Here is a 19,939-nt window from a genome sequence, read left to right on the forward strand (position 1 = left end):
GGATCACGTCAATACACCCCTACTGTCGTCACTGACGACAGGCGGCTAAATGGTCGAACACCGCTTACGCCGTCCCATGCATAACGCTCGTCCGGGCGTTCGCGCTCACCTTCATCACGTTCAAGAAATCGAGGTAGAAAGAACTCCTTTGTGAGAGTCGTGATCATAACCCTCCCTGTTGCGCCATAATCAACAATCCGACCTGTATCGTCAGCATCAACCACCTGGATGACTGCCCTCGGTTGCGGGGCATAATACGTGATCTTGTAGTTGTTTTCAGGTGTACTCGGTGCACTTGGGGCTAACCCCATCAATGTATTACCGTAGGTTGGCGTCATGTAAACTCCATCGAGTAGTTCTTCATGCGCAAAGCGGTTCCACTGCGGCGTGAACTCGGTCCCTCCAGAAAAAATGCCTGCGATCCCTACGTCTTTGAGGCTCGCCCCATCGGCCGCAAGACGATCAGCCAACGCTTCGAGTAACTTCGGGGTGGTAAATAGACACTTGATGTCGTGATTTGCACTGAGGATTGTTACAGCCTGTTCGATCACATGCGCTTGATAGGCCTTCAGATGTTCCATCCAGTTCTTATTGATTAGCTTGATTACCCACCGCGGATCGAGGTCCACGCAGAAGCAGATGCCACCCCGGTGTTGAGCGAGGTGTTCGACGGCCAATCGTAAGCGCCGAGGACCGCTCGGTCCGAGCATCAGCCAGTTTGAACCAGTTGGAAAGTGAGCGACCGGTAATGTCTTGGAAAATTGTTCATAATCGATCCGAAAATCGTCGATGTTGATTCGACTCTTGGGCACACCGGTCGTGCCACCGGTCTCGAAAACATAAGTCGGCCGATCAGCGTAAGCCTTTGGCAACCACCGACGAACTGGACCACCGCGGAGCCATTCGTCATTAAAGTGTCCAAACTTTTCAAGATCAGCAAAGCCATTGACCTCACGCCGTGGGTCCCAGCCAGCGCGTTCAGCCCACTCTAGCCAGAAGGGACAGCCCGTAGACGAATCGAAGTGCCAACCGACAACGTTTCGAACCCACTCGTCAAGTTCCTCTTGCGCTTGGCGAACTACATTTACCATCGATTAAAGCATCCTACACTAGTGTGGTGCGAAAACGAGGAAAACTCAGTGTTATAGACTAACCGCGAACGGTGGACCTTTACGGGGGAGAACTATGAGCGGACGGGTTGAACGAATCTGGATCAAGCGCTCTAAACAACACAACATGGATGAAATCGGTGAAGTGCGTGTCAAAGCCGGCAAGGGGATCGTGGGTAATGCAGACCAGGGTGGTTGGCGACAAATCACACTCATCACCCACGAACGTTGGGAAGAACTAATGCGCGAACTCGGAGTCTCGCTTGATCCCTCGAACCGACGTGCCAACTTGCTTTTGTCAGGCATAGAGCTCGCTAACACCGGTGAGCGTGTACTCGAAGTTGGCGACACCCTTCTACGGGTGCGGGGAGAAACTCACCCTTGCGACCTAATGGAGCAAGTGGTCCCCGGGTTGCGCGACGCCATGGCCCGAGGGTGGGGCGGAGGTGTGTTCGCAGAGGTTCTCATCGACGGCTCAATCTCAGTCGGCGACACGGCGCGTTGGAGTGACGAGAGCAACAAGTCGTGAGAACCTTAGCACTACTCACAGCGGCGTTTCCGGTTTGGGTGCTCGTCGCCAGTACGATCGCACTTTACCACCCTCCGTCCTTTACCTGGTTCAGTGGAACTTCCATCACGGTTGGCCTCGGCATCATTATGCTTAGCATGGGAATGACCTTGGATGTCGAGGACTTCCGCCGAATCGCAAAGCACCGGCGTCTAATCGTGCCCGGCGTGGTTCTCCAGTACACCGTCATGCCCCTCCTCGGGTGGAGTATCGGTTATCTCTTCAACCTACCCACCGAATTCGCAGTTGGGCTCGTACTGGTCGCGTCTTGTCCAGGTGGTACAGCATCGAACGTTATCTCGTTTCTCGCCAAAGCTGATGTGGCACTGTCTGTAACGATGACCACGGTATCAACGATGCTTGCCGTCGGTATGACCCCGATGCTTACTGCGCTCCTCGCAGGTAGTCGAGTTGACATACCTACCACTGACCTACTGCTGGACATCGTGCAGGTCGTGATTGTTCCAGTTGTCCTTGGAGTGAGCCTAAATCGTTACGCACCAAAGGTTACACGGTCTATATTACCGGTGGCGCCTTTCGTGGCAGTGATCACGATCACCATCATCGTGGCTTCGATTATCGGCGCAGGCAAGCAGCAGGTGCTGACCGCTGGCCTCAGCTTACTATTCGCCGTCTTCACCCTACACATTGGCGGGTTCGTGTTGGGCTACGCTGCCGGCCGACTGATTCTGGGGCAGGAGCGGGCCGCACGGACCGTGTCCATTGAGGTTGGTATGCAGAACTCGGGATTAGGCGTCGTACTCGCCCGTCAGAATTTCGCAAGTCCGCTCGTCGCCATTCCGTGTGCGATTTCAGCCGTTTTCCACTCGCTCATTGGTAGCCTAGCTGCAGCTGTCTGGCGCCGGAAGCCATAGCGCTCGCACGAGTCACTACTTCCAAGTCACCTCCATTCCAAAGAAGTGATCAAAGACCCTTCGGGTTGGATTGTTATTCGAGTCATTTTCAGGGCTCCGAATGAAGAAATCAATCTGTTGAGTCGCCGGGTTGACCGCACCGGCTGGCGAGCGCTTACCCACTAGTGGATAGTTCACCGCAAGCGTTTCACGGTCCCGCATTCCCTGCGTGACCATAAAATGGACTTGGTAATCGTTGTAGAGGGTCTCTCCGTTCAGGGTTGCCCGACCGAATCCCCATCCGGCCAGAAAAATAAAAGTCTTCGGCCAAAGCGTGTCGCCGCATCCGGAATCACCATGCTCGTAGATAGATGCTGCGATGCCGCCATCCTGACAGGGACTGAATTCATTAAACCGATCAATTTCGAGAACTAGCTCCCCAGCCGGTAGCTGTAGCCGAGCAATAAATGTGCCCGTATTCTCGATTTCGTCGACGTCGATCTCAACTGTGCCGTTAACTTCGTGCACATCCGACCCATCGTTGTCGACATGGTCCCAACCTGGAGGGTCGTCAAGACGACCAACCTGATAGATTCGAGATGCTGATAGCACCCAGCGGCCATCGTATAGATCGTGTTGCTCCGGCGCATAGAAACTAACTTCGGCACCAGGTTGTTGCCGAGGTGTCGACTGTGCAGAGAAAAGCTGCTTCCCTACCATTGCTGTTACCAATATCGCAAAGAGCACTATTGGCATCCTGAAGGTCACCGTTGGCAGCATATATTGTCCCTTTCTTCAAGTGTGTCTCGCAACTCATCGATAATCGTAGCTCAGAGTGATCTCCGTCGTCCGCGCGGGCTCAATGCGTATCGACTGGTGCAACTGTCCCAGACGTTCGTGCCAAAACTCAAGAGTGTAATCGCCAGGTGGTATGTTATTAATACGGAACGCGCCGTTAGCGTCGGTCACAGCATGAAACGGATGCGAGTCGATTCGAAGGAACGACTGCATCCAACCGTGCACGTCACACTTAACGACAACCATACCTATCCCTTCGGCCACTCGTGAGACCCGGAGGCCAGCCGTCGGTAGCGCGAGATTCGTCTCCATGGCACCGTAGAGATGCGTCGTGTGCAACACCGGATCACTGTTAGTGACTTCAATCACCGTGCCGGCCATCACCACGCCCACGTGTGGCGCAAACCGGCAATCTCGGTTGTCGATGATGAGCGGTTCGTCGACTATTTGGGGAATACGAGCTTCTGGTACGTCTACCAGTGCAGCAATGACGTAACGAATTCCACGATCAGGCCCCACAATCAGATCTTGAAGTGTATGCTTCCGGCCACAGATTTCAGGGTCTGTGCTGTTTTCAATAATGGTCGGCGTGACAGCACCATTGCCACTTAACCGCACAACACCAGTCAAAAACCCCAGTCCTGCATCTTGGGCTCGTGGGAGTGAATCTTCAGGTCCAGAGCACCCGAAGACCAGGCTCATGATAAGTGTGCCAACTACCCTAACTAGGCTCGTATGCACCGTCATTCATGATACACGGCCGAACAGCTCTACCTTTTGCTAAGATGCACCTCTCTAGCCCGGCCGCTCTGCGGGGGACCAAATTCCGGGCAGAAACTTACCTGAGGAGGCACTGTGGACGTAGGCACTCTTGGCTGGCTCTCGGTCGTTCCACCGGTTCTCGCGATCGGCATGGCTATCGCTACTCGTCAGGTGACAGTCTCGTTAGTCGCCGGCATTTGGGTTGGCTGGCTGATACATGACGGCTGGAACCCGGTGAGTGGAACCGGTGCAGCGATTACAGCCATAATCAATGTGTTCGTCGACGCTGGCCAAACCCGTGTCATTGTGTTCACGTTGTTAATGGGTTCCCTGCTCATCCTCATGCAGCGAGGCGGGGGAATCGATGGATTCCTTGCCTGGGTCAGCCGGTGGGCATGGTCACAAACCCGACGAGGCGCCCAGCTTATGGCCTCGTTCATAGGGCTTGGTGTGTTTATCGAGTCGAACATCACCTGCCTGGTGGTCGGAACGGTTTCTCGCCCACTGTTCGATCGCTTAAAGATCTCTCGAGAAAAGCTCGCCTACATTTGCGACTCGACCTCCGCACCGGTCTGTATGTTGATCCCATTCAACGGTTGGGGCGCTACAGTTCTTGGCCTGCTGGGCGCGCAAGCTGCACTTGGCAACCTCGGCGATGCTGGACCGCTCACTGTGTTTATGGCTGCTGTACCGCTTAACTTTTATTCGATCATAGCCATCCTCCTAGTGTTCACTGTTGCTGTAAGTGGCTGGCATATTGGTCCGATGAAAGAGGCAGAGCGCCGTGCCGAGGTGGAGGGTAAGGTACTCCGCGACAATGCCCGTCCGGTTGTTGATGACCAAGTGATAATGACACCACGCAAACCGGAGGCGCCGCCCCGCCTAAGCAACATGCTCGTGCCGCTAATGCTCATGGTGCTCATGGTCATCAGTGGTATTGGCATTACCGGCTCAGCCGGCGTGCGGGCGATGGGCATCGAGAACCCTGGCTTGATGGACTACCTCAACCAGGCGTCGGGCTCAACATCGGTGCTCTGGGCCGTACTTCTTGCGCTAGGTGCGATGGCGCTCATGAGTCTAACTCAGGGAATCTTCTCGGTACAGGAGTTTGTCGATTTGTCGTTCAAGGGAGCGGGTGGAATGCTGCCGCTGGCGGTACTTTTGGTACTTGCTCTCGCCCTAGGTAGCACGTGTGCTGCGGTCGGCACCGGTCCGTTCCTAGCCGGACAGGTTCAGCCATTCTTAACCCCAGCCTTGGTGGCGCCCCTTGTGTTCTTGGTAAGCGCCTTTATCGCATTCGCGACAGGTTCGAGCTGGGGCACGTTCGCTATTATGTTGCCGTTGGCTCTGCCACTCGCCGCGTCATTCAACGCTGAAGCGACTGTGGTTTCTCTACCGCTTGTGGTGAGTGCTGTGCTCGGCGGTGGTGTCTTCGGCGATCACTGCTCACCGATCAGTGACACAAGCGTCATCTCATCGATGGCAGCAGCCAGCGACCACATTGACCACGTGCGGACACAGCTACCCTACGCTCTGGTTGCGGGAACCGTCGCTTTCACGCTGTATCTTGTGGTCGGAATCGTGGGGTGAGTTACACCTTAACCAGCTACTCGGTGCATTATTACCGTCGCGTCATCAACTTGATCGGCCAACCCCTCAAGAGCTTCGGAAACACGCGTAACAAATGCGGCTACCTGGTTCCACTCCTCTTGCTCGATACTTTCGCGAATTCCCGGAAGAGTCTTCACACCGTAGCCTGTATACAGGCCAGGTGCGTAGATTAGATGCTTAAACCAGTCACGCTGAGGTAGCCCCGCCCGAGAGGCTAGTGCTCGCTCAGACGTGAAGAGCAGCCGATTTAACTGAGCCAAATCACCAATCCTGGCTCTAACCGCTGCGGAGTCGGTCTCATCTAGCCTACGGAGCGACAGTTCGTATGCCGAACCAGCTCTCTCAAGTCTCGCTAGCGCCTCACGAATAGGCTCAAAATCGAGTCTCGGTGGCTCATCGAACGATTGGTAAAGTATCTCTATCTCCTCCAAATATATTGCAATCGTGTTCGCGTAGTCGACGAAGTTAAATGGCAGCACCGTCGCGTCGGCAAGTCGCAGAATACTCGTTCCCACGGTTTGGGAAAGCGCGCGAACATGGGTAAAGTCTGTGTCCGAGAATCTTGTATACCAGTCGAACGAATCGTATTTCGAATGGTAGACGCCGCTACTTGAACTGTCACCGCCAAAGCCAAGATTCAAAGAGGCAACTGTCAAATGATCGAGGAACACCGTGTAATCCGAACCTGATCCGAGCGCACTAATGGAAAATCCCTTCGATGATTCAACGGCAACTCGCGCCCGCGCCCCATCGTCTTGGGCCGCCTCAAGTCGATGCGCCAGGAGTTCCTCACGTACCGACCCACCACCCCGAGGCCCCGGAACGTCTCGTGCAACCTCGTTGACGAACTGCTGCAGCGAGTGCGACCCGCCAGCCGACAACCAGCCACGATTTGTACTATCGGTATTGATATAAGCAACGGCGTTTGCGCGCAGTTCTTCTGCGTGCTTTTCGCCCCATTCAGTGGAACCCAAGAGACCCCATTCCTCGCCGTCCCACGCTGCAAGGATGATCGTCCGCTTCGGACGCCAACCCTGCCGGAGAAGTTCGGCGAGACCTCGTGCCGTTTCCATGAGCGCCACGTTGCCGCTCGTGGGATCGGCCGCACCGTTAACCCAAGCATCGTGATGGTTGCCGTGAAGAACCCACTGATCGGGGAAATCGGTGCCATCAATGCGGACTACCACGTTGTAGAGCGGCCGTGTCTGCCAATCGAATGACAGTTTCATGTGAACCCTGGCCGGGCCTGGACCAATCCGATAGGTAATAGGCAGGGCGCCACGCCAGTCCTCAGGGGCCACCGGTCCCTCCAACGCGTCGAGTAGCGGCTGTGCGTCGGCGTGGGAGATTGGCAGTACAGGAATCTGTAGGATGGTTGCCGCGTCCGCCCGGTTCAGTCTCCGCGCACCCGGTTCACTACCCCACCCAGGCGTCAGAGGGTCCCCAGGATACACAGGCATATCCATCACGCTACCCCGCTGCGCGCCAAACGCTGGGCGAAAGGGGCCGTCGGGGTAAACCTCGCCTTGATAGTAGCCGTCTTCCTTTGGGTCAGAGTAGATAATGCACCCTACTGCGCCATGTTCCCAGGCAAGCTTCGGCTTAATACCGCGCCAGCTCCGACCGTACTTTGCAATAACGATTTTTCCTGCCACATCGATACCAAGCTCTTCGAGTCGTTCGTAGTCCTCCGGGATACCGTAGTTAACGTAGACTAATTCTGCTGTCACGTCGCCGTCAGCCGAGTAGGCGTTATAGCTCGGGAGTGCTTCTGCATCTCCAGAATCCTTGTCCTGTGCAATCTCTGGCTCCTCGAGACTCAAGCGAAAACGCGTTGGCTCAACTAACTCGACAATGAGTTCAACGGGCATTGGCATCAGCGCTTCGTGTTCTTCGATCCGTGCCTCGAGGCCCCAATTGCTGAGCTGTTCCACCATGTAAGTCGCAATGCGGCGACTTCCCGGGGAACCTGCGTGATGCGGTTCTTCAGTTATAAACCTCATATACTCACGTAAACGTTCAGGATCAGGCACGGCCCTAAACACCTTTTCGCGTTCGCGCTGAGCCGATACTTCGTCAGGAAGAAAACCTCGCAGTGCGGTTTCCTGGGAGAGCACCGCTGAACCTGCCATGGCAACGATGAGGCACCCAACCAGCATGACAAGCCAGGCTAACGAGTGACGGTTCACTGGTCGGCTTTGCGTTTTGTGATACATCTCCGTCCTCTCATTTCTCCATTGATGTTACAAACACCGTGAACCACACATCGACTGCCCAATGGCTGAAGGCTATAAAGGTGTTTCGAGAATGATTCCCGCAACCTACAAGGCATCACATGACACGGCCCTATTCGTGGCCGCGCACGGGCTGTGGCTGATACGGCTCCTCGAGCGCCGTGCATTCCGCATCGTCTAACTGAATGTCAAGTGCCTCAACCGCTTGATCGAGTTGATCCATCTTAGATGCACCAATGATCGGCGCCGTTACACCAGGCTGCGCCAACAACCACGCTAGTGAAATCTGGGCCGCCGACACGCCACGCGCCTTGGCCACTTCAACAACTCGGTCCACGACGTTGAAATCTGCATCCGTGTAGTAAAGGTTATGCGCAAACTTATCGTTCTTCGACCGTTTAGTCGTTCCCCAGTCGTCTCTGCGCCGATTTCCAGCCAGAAACCCTCTCGCCAGAGGACTCCAGGGAATTACACCGATCCCTTCCTCGCGACAAAGTGGCATCATCTCGCGTTCTTCCTCACGATAGACAAGATTGTAGTGGTTTTGCATCGAAACAAACCGTGCCCAGCCGCGCTGGTCTGATAGACAGAGCGCCTTCATGAATTGCCAAGCGTACATGCTCGAAGCACCGATATACCGGGCCTTGCCCGCCACTACGATATCGTTCAGCGCGCACAGAGTCTCATCTATCGGCGTGTCGGGATCCCACCGATGAATCTGAAATAGGTCAACGTAGTCCACACTAAGTCGGCGCAGGGAAGCATCAATCGCACTAAAGAGATGCTTTCGCGATAGACCTCGATCGTTTGGTCCATCACCCATAGGATAAAACGCCTTGGTTGCAAGAACGACCTCGTCGCGCTGGGTAAGTTCCTTGAGCGCCCGGCCAACGATTTCCTCGGTTACGCCGATAGAATACATGTCAGCCGTGTCGAAGAAATTGATGCCATATTCAAGGGCCCGCTTAAAGAACGGTCGGCTTTTGTCTTCTGGTAGCACCCAATTCCGCCAAGCGGGGTCACCGTAAGTCATCGTCCCAAAGCAAATGCGGGACACCTTTAATCCGGTCGAACCGAGATTCACATAATCCATGAGATTAACCGCTGGTCAATAATTCTCCGTAAGACCCAACAGACTATCACGGTCATAGAGGCCAGAAAGGCCTAGGCTATACCTAGGGCGTCTGGCCCAGATACTAGCCTGTGCCGACCGGAACAGCCTTACCAGCAGAACTGAAAGGAACCACCGTGATCATCAATGACGCACACTGTCATTTCTTCTCGGAGGGCTTCTTCAGTGCACTTGCCAATGAGCGGTTTGGCGGAAACACGCCATCTTACAAGAACTCCATGTCGAGGACGAAACACTACATGAGATTTTTTCTGGCACTTTCGAGCGAATCTATGTTTCATAGTGTTGCCTGACGTTACAATTGGACATGGTGTTAAATCGGCTGTTCGCTGCGTTCACGCTCTCCGTCATTGCATCGGTTCAATTTTCGTGCGGCGGAGCCTCCATAGCTGATCTGGCCGATTCTGAGTCCAACGCAGGAAGTGCTGCTGGTCGACCGGCGCAGGCGGTGATCGCGTTAGCGCCAGAATTGGAAGTGCTAGCTGTCTCGGCATACACCATTGACGGCGTCAGCATCGAGTTGCTCAGTCTCTCGAGGACCGGAGTGGATGTAATCACTGTCCGGTGGCAATACCGAACTAGGATTATTGAAGGTATTCATCTTGACCCTGACGACGACCCGTTAGACTTGGCGCGTGATGCCTACCTCTACGACCGTGTTCATCAGAAAAAGTACATGGTCATCAAGGACAACACGGGTCAACCGGTAACAAACATCCACTCAGACGATACGAGTTTGACCATTACACCGGAGACTCCGCTCGTTGTATCGGCCAAGTTTCCTGCCCCACCTGACAACATCAAACGGATTTCCGTTTACCTACCTGGGGTCCGACCATTCGAGGACCTGGTTCTTAGCCAGTAATTTCAGAGAGTTCGCGTTCTGTACCTGGCACTAGAGCCCTAGAACTTATGACCGCAACCCTTGAACTCCAGGGCGTTACCGTCAGACGGGACAACCAACTGATTCTCAACCGTATCGACTGGACCGTGGCACCTGACGAACGTTGGATCGTTCTCGGCCCGAACGGTTCTGGCAAGACGACACTTTGCCAAGTGGCGTCCCTGTATCAGCACCCGACGAACGGCACGGTAAGAGTCCTAGGCGAGACGTTCGGTTGCACAGATGTTAGACAACTTCGGAAGCAGATTGGTTATATGAGCGTGCAGTTGGCTGACATGCTGGGCCCTGGACTGACAGCGACAGATGTTGTCGTCACCGCAAAACACGCGGCGCTCTCAACCTGCTGGCACGTCTATTCGCAGGATGACTACGCAAAAGCAAGACGGTTGCTTAGCCGGTTCAACTGCGAAGACCTGGCAGATCGTCGGTTCATTACACTGGCATCCGGCGAACAAAAAAAAGTTGAAGTCGCAAGGGCCCTCATGGCGAATCCTGGTTTGCTGGTGCTGGACGAACCAACTGCCGGCCTCGACTTGGGTGGACGAGAGATGCTGGTCGCTACGCTGGCCTCACTCGCTAAGGACCGTGGGACGCCACCGATTATCTTGGTTACGCATCATATTAACGAGATCCCTCCTGGTTTCACCCACGTGTTGCTACTCGCCGGCGGCCAGAGGCTAGCAGCCGGTCGGCTCACCGAAACGTTGAACGATGATGCGTTGTCTCGGTGCTTTGGACTTAAGCTTCGTGTTGAGATGCGTGGGGATCGGTGGCACATCTGGACCGGATGAGCGTGATAGCAAACGCCTAATATCTACCCGAACCCTCTCGAGTCACGAATGCTTCTGACCCTCAGCCAGTAGCGCTAGGGCCTCGTCACACGACGAAATCTCCCTCGTTTCCATAGCTCTCGCTAGCAATCCTGTCAGGTTGGCGACAGCAAAGCTAAGGCCTTTCAGATTGCGCGAGGGCGACACACCGGGAATCGGCCTCGGTAACCCCGAAGCGGCGAATACCACCGTGCCGGACTGCCTCGTCCATCGGCACTGATCACGAGGACAGTTCCAGTCCAAGGCAACCGGTACGACACCTGGCAAGCTACCGGTTAACCATTGCGTGTGTTCGTCAGCGGCCGGTGCGACGACTAATGTGCCACTCATAGCCGCTCGCTCCACGGCTGTGCGGAATTGATTTTCGTGTTCCGTATTCACCATTCCGAGACTAAGGTTAATCAGCCGAACGCGCGACCCGACGGCCCAGTCGATCGCTGCTACCAGAGCCTCAACACTCGTCGAGAGCTCCTGGTCGAAAACCTTAACAGCGTAGAGAACACTCCTCGGAGCTTTCTCCCTAATGGCTGCCGCGACAGCAGTACCGTGCCCAAGGCGATCAACGAAGTTTTCATGCTCAGCACCGTCGATGGTGATCCCTACACCCCCGGCGACACCACCAACGTGAGGATGATTGGGGTGCACGCCACTATCCACGACGGCCACGGATACGCTAGTGAGACCACGCATCACGATTCTTGAGCATTCGTGGTAGAGCTCGTATCAAACAATCGAACAAACGCGCCGTCGCGAGCCATTAATTCCGATGGTGCGCCTTGCTCAACCACATTTGCGCCATCAAGTACAACCACTCGATCCGCCTGCAGTGCGAGCTCAAGCCGATGGGACACGACGACGGTCGTCCGACCCCTCATTAGTGCCTCGTAACCGGTCATCACCTGCTTCGTCATCGAGGGATCAAGCGATGCAGTCGGTTCATCCAGCACCAAAACGGCGGGCGCGGCGAGAAATGCCCTAGCAATCGCGACACGTTGCCGTTCGCCAGTTGATAACGCCCTTCCCCCCTCTCCTACTTGGGTAGCGTAACCCTCTGGTAAGTCGACGATGAAAGCCTCTAATCCTGCTGCACGGACCGCCGCCGCAAGATCCTCGTCAGTCGCCTCCGGACTTGCGTATCGAAGGTTCTCGAGCAGCGACGCATGAAAGAGAAATGGCTCTTGATCGACGAGGGCGATATGTCGTCGGATTTCGCGAAGTGGAACTTCCCTGAGATCCCGACCGTCAAGCAACACCCGTCCCTGATCCGGGTCAATTAACCGCAGCAACAACTCCGTCAACGTCGACTTCCCGCTACCGCTAGGGCCTACGACAGCCAGCACCTCACCAGGAGCAACCTCAATCGAAACATCATCGAGCAACGGTGCGCCGCGACCAAACGAGACGGTTACGTGTTCAATCGTCACGCGACCATCTACTCGGTTCAGCCTAGCACTCTCGGGAGTGTCAATCACGTCGACGTTAGCATCTAGAAGCTCTTGGACACGTCCCAGCGAAACTTTTGCTGTAGCTAGGCTTGCATAGAGACCCATCAATGCTTGGACAGGCGGAAGAACTCGCATCTGGTAGGCCATGAACGCCACCAACGTCCCCATTGTGATCGTGCCATCTATAACCCGGCTTCCGCCATAAAGAAAAATGATCGCCGTACTACCAGAAAGGATTAGCCCGGGTAGCCCGCCCGATAAGTAGGTAACCCATTGCATCGACATCAGGGCTTCCACAAACGCATCGTTTCGCTGTCGAAAGCGGCCGGCTTCGCGGACTTGGGCATTCGACGTTACGACCAGCTTCATGCCCTGGATCGTCTCTATCAAGAAGCTTCCGATATCCGCACTGCGCTCACGGACAGTTCGCACCCGACCTTCCAAGCGCCGCCGGTAGCGGACGAGTGCCCAGAGGCTTGGCGGCAAGAACAATGCACTCACCAAGAAAAGTCGTAGATCCAACCAGACCAACATACCGAGCGAGCCGGCAAGAAAGATGACATTGCCAAGAGTGGCAAGCACTACCTCCGAGGCGACCCGCTGAATCTCGCTAATGTCATTGTTGATGCGCGACATGATGTCGCCAAGGCGGGTGCTCGCAAAGAATCTCGGCGACAGACGCTGTAGGTGTCGATACAGCGCCAAGCGCATATCAAACAAAATGTCCGCCGAAACACGTGTGTACCGTAGCCCGCTCACGACGTTTAACGCAAAGCTTGCAACCGTAATTATCGCGAACGTGAGCACAATCCGGCGAAGTGCATTGCCGTCGCCTCCGAGCAACGCACCATCAACCAAACTTCGTGATAAGTAAGGGACGTAGAGTGCAAGGCCTGTGCTCGACAAGCTGAGCACAAAGACCAGTAGTAGCCGGCGCCAATACGGCACCACGTAGGCAAGCGCGCGGCGAAACTGGGGCTCTAACAAGGAAAGCGTCCGACGTCAGGCATCTGACGTCAGTCTGGCGGCAGTACAATCAAACTGGTCGTGGAATCAGCTTCAAGGTCAATCGTTCGCAAGTATCGGAATGTACTAGCCTCGTGAATATCGATCGTCTGGCCAGCTTGCCACACATACAACAGCTGACCATTTGAACTTGGTGTCAATTGCATTCTCGGCCGACCACGGTCAAATATTTGTCGCGGACCGAGACGGCGATTCTCCAGATCAAACGCCCAGAGCTCATAATGCCCGATTGGGGCCTCTTTGACGAAACCGTACGCCTTTGTGCCGTCCGCTGTCATACTGAAACCGACTCTGGCTGCTGGCCCAAGCATGTAAAAATAGTCAACTTCTTTCTCATTGAGATCGACACGAGCCACACCCATCTGCCGCCCATCCCGCCTAGGCGAGCGCACCGTGAAAAGGCCAGTGTAGATCCCAAACTGTTGATTGAGGCCTCCACTGAAACCGAAGTTCAACGAACCGAGTCCTGGTTCAAACGGTTCCGACAGATCCCATCGGTCAACTTCAGTGAAATTAGTCGTTTCATAGATTACGACTTGGTCCACAAAAAAATACAGAAGTGAACCGTCTGGCGAGATCAGCATGTTCAGCTGCTGTCGCTCTTTGCCATCAGGAAAGGGAATCGTTCGAATGACCTCATGAGTTGACAAGTCGTACTGCGACAGTTCCGATGGACCAATCTCAAACCGGTCGACGAGCTTTGTTAATGAGCGCGTCAGAAGAATAACGTATCGTTCCTGCGGATCCACAACGAAGCCTTCAATCCGGTTCCTCGTGTTTCCTCCACTCAGTGAAAACGTGTCTAGCGTTGAGCGGGACGCGATGTCTATGATCTCGAAATGCTCCGCCGTCATGTCATTCAAGTAAAAATGCTCGCGGTTCGTCGAGAGCGTTAGGCTCCTCGGAATCCCTGATGTAACCTGGATCGCGTCGACAACCTGCTCGGTCGCTTCGTCGATGACATAGATCTCATGCGCATATCCGCCAAGGAACAGCGTACCCTCGCCGCCTCTTAGGGTCGCACCTTCGTTGTCCTGAGCGTGCAATGGCACACTAACCAAGACCAATACCAACCACGCCAGGTGAAACAGGTTCATCATCGCACTCACCGAAGGCTGAAAATCACGGGAAAATAAGGTCGATCTTCCGCCAGTCTTTCTGAGCCGAAGAACAAGTTGCCGTCCAGTCAGGTGCATGATTCAGTTGGTCAGGCACCTGCGCCGGCCAGAAACACCCGAGATGACAGTCGAATAAATCCCGCTCGACCGGAGAACAGAGCCCTGCGGTGCCACCTTCGACGTCAACCTCCCAACCCGGGAAGAAGACGAACGAACACCCCAGAGGAACGTGTGTGTCCGGACGTAGCGGAGTTTGCTGCAACGCTACGACGTCACCTCCGGGTTTGGTCTGACCTTCAAGATGCTGCTTGACCCGGTCGGCTTTCTGATTAATTGGTTTGAGATGCTTCATTAGTCACTCGTCCTTCAAAATGCGCAAGATACGCAGGATTACGCTCAGCGAGTTCGCCGTAGATACGAAGACATTCGTCAGTCCACTCACGGATCCAGTCACAGTAGTGCAGATTCGGCCCTTCGGTCATTCCATACCGGGTATGGGCCTCATGATAACAGCCACCGGCACATAGTGGCCTCGCCCAGCACGTTCGACAATCAGTCTTGTTCTCAACGTGATGGCGGTCCAGAAAGTCACTTTGTCGTTCCCGATCTATTCCTTCGCCCACCGTCCCCAACGAGTGGTCGTCTGACCCGGCGAACCGGTGACACAACGCCACCTGCCCGTCCGTAGCAACACCCATTAACCCGAGGCCGGCCCCGCACGGATACGCTTTACTTGCACCCTTGTGAATCTCCTCCAGGGTGTCCTTCGCGTTTGCAAACCCGTGATGCCGATTTTCTACTGCGTACTCAAGAAATTCATGAGCAAGACCCCTAAACTGCCCAAGCATTTTGTCAAACCCGCCATCTTCAATTGCGTATTGCTGACTCGGAGACGTCGTAACGGGAGCAAAGCCTACCTCCCGAAAGCCAATTTCCTCAGTCAAATGCTTGAAGATCCGCTGTACATCCAGCGTTTGCGAAGTGAGTGTCACACGGGCACCGATAGGCTTCGCACGATGGCGGCGCAGCAACTCTTTAATTTTCGGCATCGCCACGTCATAACTGCCGGCACCGTTATGAAAGACACGAAACTTGTCCTGCATGTCCTGCGGGCCGTCGATTGAAATTGTTACAGCAACATCGTTCTCAATCAAAAAATCAATGATTTCAGGACTCAGCAGAGTTGCGTTCGTCGTTAGATTAAACTCAACTCGCTTACCCACTTCGCTTGCGTGCTTCCGAGCATAGGAAATTGCAATCTTCAGTACAGGAAAATTCAGGAGCGTCTCGCCGCCGAACAGGGTCATGTGCACGACTTTATTTGGCCCCGCCTCGCGAAACATAAAATCCACACTCTGTTTAGCAGTCTCCTCAGACATGAACTTCGGCTGTTTTCCGTTCGTTGTGTCAACGACCTTATCTTCCCCGTATTCATAGCAATACGTGCAGGCGAGATTGCACTGGTTGGTGACGTTCATCACCATCGTTGTCAACGGAAAAGGCTCAAGCGGAATTACCTTGGGAACTAGTTTTGGAGCCTCGTTCACAGGCACAATGGCCTGCACGCGAAGAAGTTCGTCCATCCCTTCGTCGAGTTCGGCCGCAGACAAGCGCGTCCCCAGCATCCCTTGAATATCCTCACGTGTACGCGACCCAACATCTAGCAGTTTGAGAATTGACTGACTCGCGTCATCAAGTGAAAAAATTGCTGCACTCTGGAGATAGAGAAACGGTTTTCCAGACGCTTCGAACTGGTGCAAATGTGCGGTACGGAAATGCATCGTCATTTAACGACCAACCTGCCACGAATCGAACCGCATATAAACTGGCACAGTCACTACCAAGTGCCCACGCGCTTTAAGTGACGTATCGGCACCCGCAGGTGTATACGTGGCGACAACCCAAACGTCCCCAATGTTGTTCCGGTTACCCACTCGGTCGGGGTTCGGGCCGTCCACCGCCGGGGTGAAGACCCCGTTCTGGCCCAGTGAACCGACATATTTAAGGTCCTCGTCGCCGTAGGTCGCGGCGTATTCTTCTAGGCTCCAACTGGGCGCGACCACGCCAAGATTTAAATCGTCATCCGTGTTCGGCGTATCGTCAGGGCCATCGTGCCACGCCACAGCGTCAAACTGTTCATATTGCTTCGGCACGATAACGCCGCCTACTCGGGCCATGCCGCGTAAGGGCTCAACCGTGATCCGGTCCATCTGGTCATACACGGCTATCCCACGCTCCAACATTCCCCGGCCTACGAAAACGTCTCGATCGCCAACGCTCGCGCTGTCCTCCACCGAAATTCGCACCGAGGCCACATTAGGGGTGACACTAACAACCTCCAACAACCTGACCCCCGCACCGAGATTGACGTCCTCTGGCACTAACTCTTCGGGAAGGTTTGCACCGTAGATGCTCACCTCTTGACCACCGGTCGACGTACGCACCGCCCGAGGATAGACCCCAGAAACACTCGGCCCTTCGTCGACACGTGTGAGCGTCACGTCGAGGCCAATCTCATCCCACGCACCTCGAAACCATCGTCCAGACATCGAAGTCCAGTCTCGCTCGACAAACATCACCTGGCGCCAAGTAGCAGCATCGGCTTCAGACGACCCTCTCCACTGATACCCCGTGTAGACGATGGACTGACCCGTGTGAGTCACGGACCGTCCATCACGAGCGTAAACCAACGTCGTGTCAGTGGTGAACTCAGCACTGCCACTCTGCCCAGCGCTGATCGTCATCCTCCCGAATACGGGACCGCTGCCGGGATGGTTCCCTGAAACCATCCAAGACCCTTCAAGCTGTGGCGCGCGGAGATTCGCCGACCACGCGGCCCACGCGGACGAATGTAAAGGAAACACTTCGGCTAGGTGATCAATCGCCCGATTCATCGGATGTCGTCGCTCGGGCGTCTCATCAGGGGCTGGAGGGTCACGCCGCACCATCCCGCCTTCTCGAAAGCCTTGTCGGTCAACAATGGGGTAATACCCTCGGTGCATTGCCACCACCAGTGCCCACTCTTCCTTGGTGCGGCGCTGATTAAGTATCCGCCCCATTGAGTGACAGGCACTACAGGTCGCCTCGGTATCCCGGTCGGCCTCGTATTCATACTCTATGAGCCGGCGTTCGACTTCAAACGCCCCGCCTCGTGCTTCTTCCGGCGCGAGCCCTAGGTTATTCGAAAGGTATCGTACGATCTCCCGTGCCTCATCCGGGTCGAGAATCATGTCGTTGAGGCTAACCATCCGCTTGATCGTCTGCTGCCACCCTTCCGGAGTCGTCCGTCGGTATGAAATTCGAGACAAAATTCCCGGCTCGTCAGTTACGTGACAGATACCACACGCCTCAATAACCGTTTGATTGTCTATTGAAATTCCATCGGCGCCCTCCGGGTCAGACTGACCAAACGCCAAAGAAACAGGTATCCAGGACGCAATAACCAAGGCCGAAAAAATACGCATAATTATCACTTCGACAAGCTAAGAATGACAGAAAAGGACCCACATTTGTAGCAAAAGCACTGCACCAGCACAATTGGAGGCATTAGACCTCTTTACCAATACCATTGATAAGTGCACCAGTCGCGAGCAGAAGCGACAAAGCTCCGAGAAAATCCGGAAGAATCACTGGGGCATTACGTTGATTGTAAGCCTCGAACAGGTCGGGGACGTGCCGGTGGTGGCCCGCTATATGAACTAACGCCGGCAAATCAACATTCCTGACGAACCTCACCGCCACTCGACCGATAATGGGCGTCTCTAGCCCAAGGCGCTCCTCGAGCACAACCTCCCGCCCGGCAATGCCAGGCCAACGCTCAATCTCGAGGCCATCTCCAGGAGTCAAGGCAATCTCAGCGCTATTTTTCAACTCGGCAAACGACACCTGCACCGTTGGATCACGGCGCACAGAATCCAGATCGATTGCCGTCGGAGAACTATGATCCAAGTCGTAATTGAACTCGGATCGTCCGGTCCAGAACGGATGGTCATGCATTGTCCCTCCCTCGCGAAAGTAAGCTGCGGTTTGCTTAGCGAAGGTCGAAAATATCTCCGTCTCACGTGCGGTATAAAAATTGCGCGCCACCTCACCCATATCAGGTCTCACTAGGCAGGTATTAGCCACTATGGCTGCCATCGAGGCTGACGCGATGGCCTTCTTCACGCCGAACGAAGAGAGCGGATCAAGGCACGAGGCTGCGTCGCCAACCAATAGGAACGCGGAACCGGCGTAACGATCGGCAGAATACACCGACGCGTCACAGGCCCAGGGTTCGACAATGAGCCGCGCGTGGTCCATGAGGCGCGAGAACTGTCGCGCCTTGGCCAGCTCCTGCTGATAAGTCACGGCAAGCTGGCCACCCCGATCTAAGTCGGTCTCGCGCGGATCAACCATAAAGGTCAGATAGCGCCGCATTGCACTGACAGGAACTGACCAGGCCCACCCGTCACGGTAGGCCTCTACGAGCGTGTGAGTCGGCTCGGCTAGAGCCCAACCATCGGGTCGCTCCCACACACCGGCAATCGCCAGCGTCGCGTATGCCGAACCATAACGCCTGAAGCCTTGTCTAGCGATTACTCCCGCTCGGCCTGAGCAGTCAAGCACTACCCGCGCTCTGATGACAACTGGGTCGGCATGTTCTCCATACGCCGCAACATGCACGGTTGCGGTGTCGTCAGTATCAAACTCAACTCGCTTCACTGTGCTCTCCACAACAGTGGTATTTGCGGCTTCAGCTTGGTCCCGAAGCAAGTGATCGAATTCTCGCCGGACAACCTGGTAGCCACGTTCGTCGTCCGCGAAGTGCTCCGACCGCATCTGGTCATTACCCCACCAAAATGTATTACCCGTCGAACGGTAGAACCCTGCTTCGTCGATAGCCTCCAAGACACCAATCGCCCGAAAAAGCTTTCGGCAACTAGGTGGCAATGATTCAGCGAGCGTTGGCATCGGTGACTGGCTCTTCGTTAAGAGCAGCACCTCGTGGCCCCACGCCGCCAAAATACGCGCGGCTGAGGCGCCGGCAGGACCGCCACCAATAACGATGATGTCTGAAGTCGAGGGTAGGTGAATACCTGACATCTCTAGTTCCGAGGCATCCCAGTGGACAGTGTTAAGCAAGAAAACTGATAAGGGGATTATATGCTGGTACGACGAGATAATAGGATCGATCGAGTGACAGACACTAATGGATCGATGACAATTGGTCGTCTGGAGCGCACGAAATGCAACTCGCCATTATCTCGGATATTCATGACAGGGGTGATCATCTCGCCGTCATCCTCAGCCAGGTAACGGATGCCGATGCACTCATCTTCTGTGGTGATCTGTGCTCGCCTTTCATTGTCGTACAACTTGGCGAGGGATTCACTAAACCGATCCATGTGGTCTTCGGCAACAACGATGGCGACCACTTTAGGATTACGCAGCAGGCAAGCCGATTTGCCCACATGACACTGCACGGCGAGTTTGCTGAACTCACCTGTGATGGCAAGCGTATCGCCGTGAACCACTTTCCTGAGATAGCTAGAGGATTAGCCGCATCCAA

Annotated in this window: 18 protein-coding genes; 6 read left to right on the forward strand and 12 right to left on the reverse strand. The window is 54.9% G+C overall.

Annotated elements, in window-relative coordinates:
* Positions 1–8: 8 nt before the first annotated feature.
* Positions 9–1,091 (reverse strand): hypothetical protein, encoded by a 1,083-nt coding sequence (locus QGH09_04255; GenBank protein ID HJO17398.1) that lies wholly within the window; start codon positions 1,089–1,091, stop codon positions 9–11.
* 94 nt (positions 1,092–1,185) lie between these two features.
* Here QGH09_04255 and QGH09_04260 point away from each other — a divergent pair, with 94 nt between their 5' ends.
* A complete protein-coding gene (locus QGH09_04260; GenBank protein ID HJO17399.1) occupies positions 1,186–1,638 on the forward strand; it encodes an MOSC domain-containing protein in 453 nt (150 codons plus the stop codon).
* A complete protein-coding gene (locus tag QGH09_04265) occupies positions 1,635–2,552 on the forward strand; it encodes a bile acid:sodium symporter family protein (GenBank protein HJO17400.1) in 918 nt (305 codons plus the stop codon). Before QGH09_04260 ends, QGH09_04265 begins: the two co-directional genes overlap by 4 nt.
* 15 nt (positions 2,553–2,567) lie before the next feature.
* Here QGH09_04265 and QGH09_04270 read toward each other — a convergent pair whose 3' ends face one another.
* Both QGH09_04270 and QGH09_04275 read right to left on the reverse strand, forming a co-directional pair.
* Positions 2,568–3,311: a hypothetical protein gene (locus tag QGH09_04270; protein ID HJO17401.1), complete on the reverse strand. Its 744-nt coding sequence runs from the start codon at positions 3,309–3,311 to the stop codon at positions 2,568–2,570.
* Between the two features lie 33 nt (positions 3,312–3,344).
* Positions 3,345–4,070, reverse strand: coding sequence for a carboxypeptidase regulatory-like domain-containing protein (locus tag QGH09_04275; protein ID HJO17402.1), 726 nt, complete (start codon positions 4,068–4,070; stop codon positions 3,345–3,347).
* 114 nt (positions 4,071–4,184) lie between these two features.
* Between QGH09_04275 and QGH09_04280 the strand changes: the two genes are divergently transcribed.
* Positions 4,185–5,681 (forward strand): Na+/H+ antiporter NhaC family protein, encoded by a 1,497-nt coding sequence (locus tag QGH09_04280; GenBank protein HJO17403.1) that lies wholly within the window; start codon positions 4,185–4,187, stop codon positions 5,679–5,681.
* An 8-nt stretch (positions 5,682–5,689) separates the two neighbouring features.
* Here the strand turns inward: QGH09_04280 and QGH09_04285 are convergent, their stop codons facing one another.
* Together QGH09_04285 and QGH09_04290 are read right to left on the reverse strand one after the other, a co-directional pair.
* The gene (locus QGH09_04285) at positions 5,690–7,918 is read right to left on the reverse strand and encodes a transferrin receptor-like dimerization domain-containing protein (protein HJO17404.1); all 2,229 of its coding nucleotides are present in this window, start codon (positions 7,916–7,918) and stop codon (positions 5,690–5,692) included.
* Between the two features lie 130 nt (positions 7,919–8,048).
* Positions 8,049–9,029, reverse strand: coding sequence for an aldo/keto reductase (locus QGH09_04290; protein ID HJO17405.1), 981 nt, complete (start codon positions 9,027–9,029; stop codon positions 8,049–8,051).
* 346 nt (positions 9,030–9,375) lie between these two features.
* Here QGH09_04290 and QGH09_04295 point away from each other — a divergent pair, with 346 nt between their 5' ends.
* Positions 9,376–9,933 (forward strand): hypothetical protein, encoded by a 558-nt coding sequence (locus QGH09_04295; GenBank protein HJO17406.1) that lies wholly within the window; start codon positions 9,376–9,378, stop codon positions 9,931–9,933.
* Positions 9,934–9,980: 47 nt separating this feature from the next.
* Positions 9,981–10,763 carry an ATP-binding cassette domain-containing protein gene (locus QGH09_04300; GenBank protein ID HJO17407.1) on the forward strand — a complete coding sequence of 261 codons (783 nt, stop codon included), beginning with the start codon at positions 9,981–9,983 and terminating at the stop codon, positions 10,761–10,763.
* Positions 10,764–10,805: 42 nt separating this feature from the next.
* Here QGH09_04300 and QGH09_04305 read toward each other — a convergent pair whose 3' ends face one another.
* The 7 genes from QGH09_04305 to QGH09_04335 form a co-directional block, all read right to left on the reverse strand.
* On the reverse strand, positions 10,806–11,492 hold the full coding sequence (locus tag QGH09_04305) for a S8 family serine peptidase (protein ID HJO17408.1): 687 nt from the start codon (positions 11,490–11,492) through the stop codon (positions 10,806–10,808).
* Complete coding sequence (locus QGH09_04310; protein ID HJO17409.1) at positions 11,492–13,234, reverse strand: ABC transporter ATP-binding protein; 1,743 nt, start codon at positions 13,232–13,234, stop codon at positions 11,492–11,494. Before QGH09_04310 ends, QGH09_04305 begins: the two co-directional genes overlap by 1 nt.
* A 29-nt stretch (positions 13,235–13,263) precedes the next feature.
* Complete coding sequence (locus QGH09_04315) at positions 13,264–14,373, reverse strand: hypothetical protein (GenBank protein HJO17410.1); 1,110 nt, start codon at positions 14,371–14,373, stop codon at positions 13,264–13,266.
* Positions 14,374–14,395: 22 nt separating this feature from the next.
* A complete protein-coding gene (qhpC, locus tag QGH09_04320) occupies positions 14,396–14,743 on the reverse strand; it encodes a quinohemoprotein amine dehydrogenase subunit gamma (GenBank protein ID HJO17411.1) in 348 nt (115 codons plus the stop codon).
* Positions 14,721–16,178: a quinohemoprotein amine dehydrogenase maturation protein gene (peaB, locus tag QGH09_04325; GenBank protein ID HJO17412.1), complete on the reverse strand. Its 1,458-nt coding sequence runs from the start codon at positions 16,176–16,178 to the stop codon at positions 14,721–14,723. The genes qhpC and peaB overlap by 23 nt, the downstream gene beginning before the upstream one ends.
* The gene (gene peaA, locus QGH09_04330; protein ID HJO17413.1) at positions 16,179–17,855 is read right to left on the reverse strand and encodes a quinohemoprotein amine dehydrogenase subunit alpha; all 1,677 of its coding nucleotides are present in this window, start codon (positions 17,853–17,855) and stop codon (positions 16,179–16,181) included. It abuts the gene before it with no gap.
* Positions 17,856–17,937: 82 nt separating this feature from the next.
* A complete protein-coding gene (locus QGH09_04335) occupies positions 17,938–19,473 on the reverse strand; it encodes a tryptophan 7-halogenase (protein ID HJO17414.1) in 1,536 nt (511 codons plus the stop codon).
* 143 nt (positions 19,474–19,616) lie between these two features.
* On the opposite strand from QGH09_04335, the gene QGH09_04340 reads away from it, so the two are divergent.
* Positions 19,617–19,939, forward strand: a 323-nt coding sequence (locus QGH09_04340; protein ID HJO17415.1) for a metallophosphoesterase family protein, incomplete at its 3' end; no start/stop codon positions are given.

The organism is Vicinamibacterales bacterium, assembly GCA_036012125.1.
In the GTDB taxonomy this organism is placed as follows: Bacteria; Acidobacteriota; Vicinamibacteria; order Vicinamibacterales; family UBA823; genus UBA11600.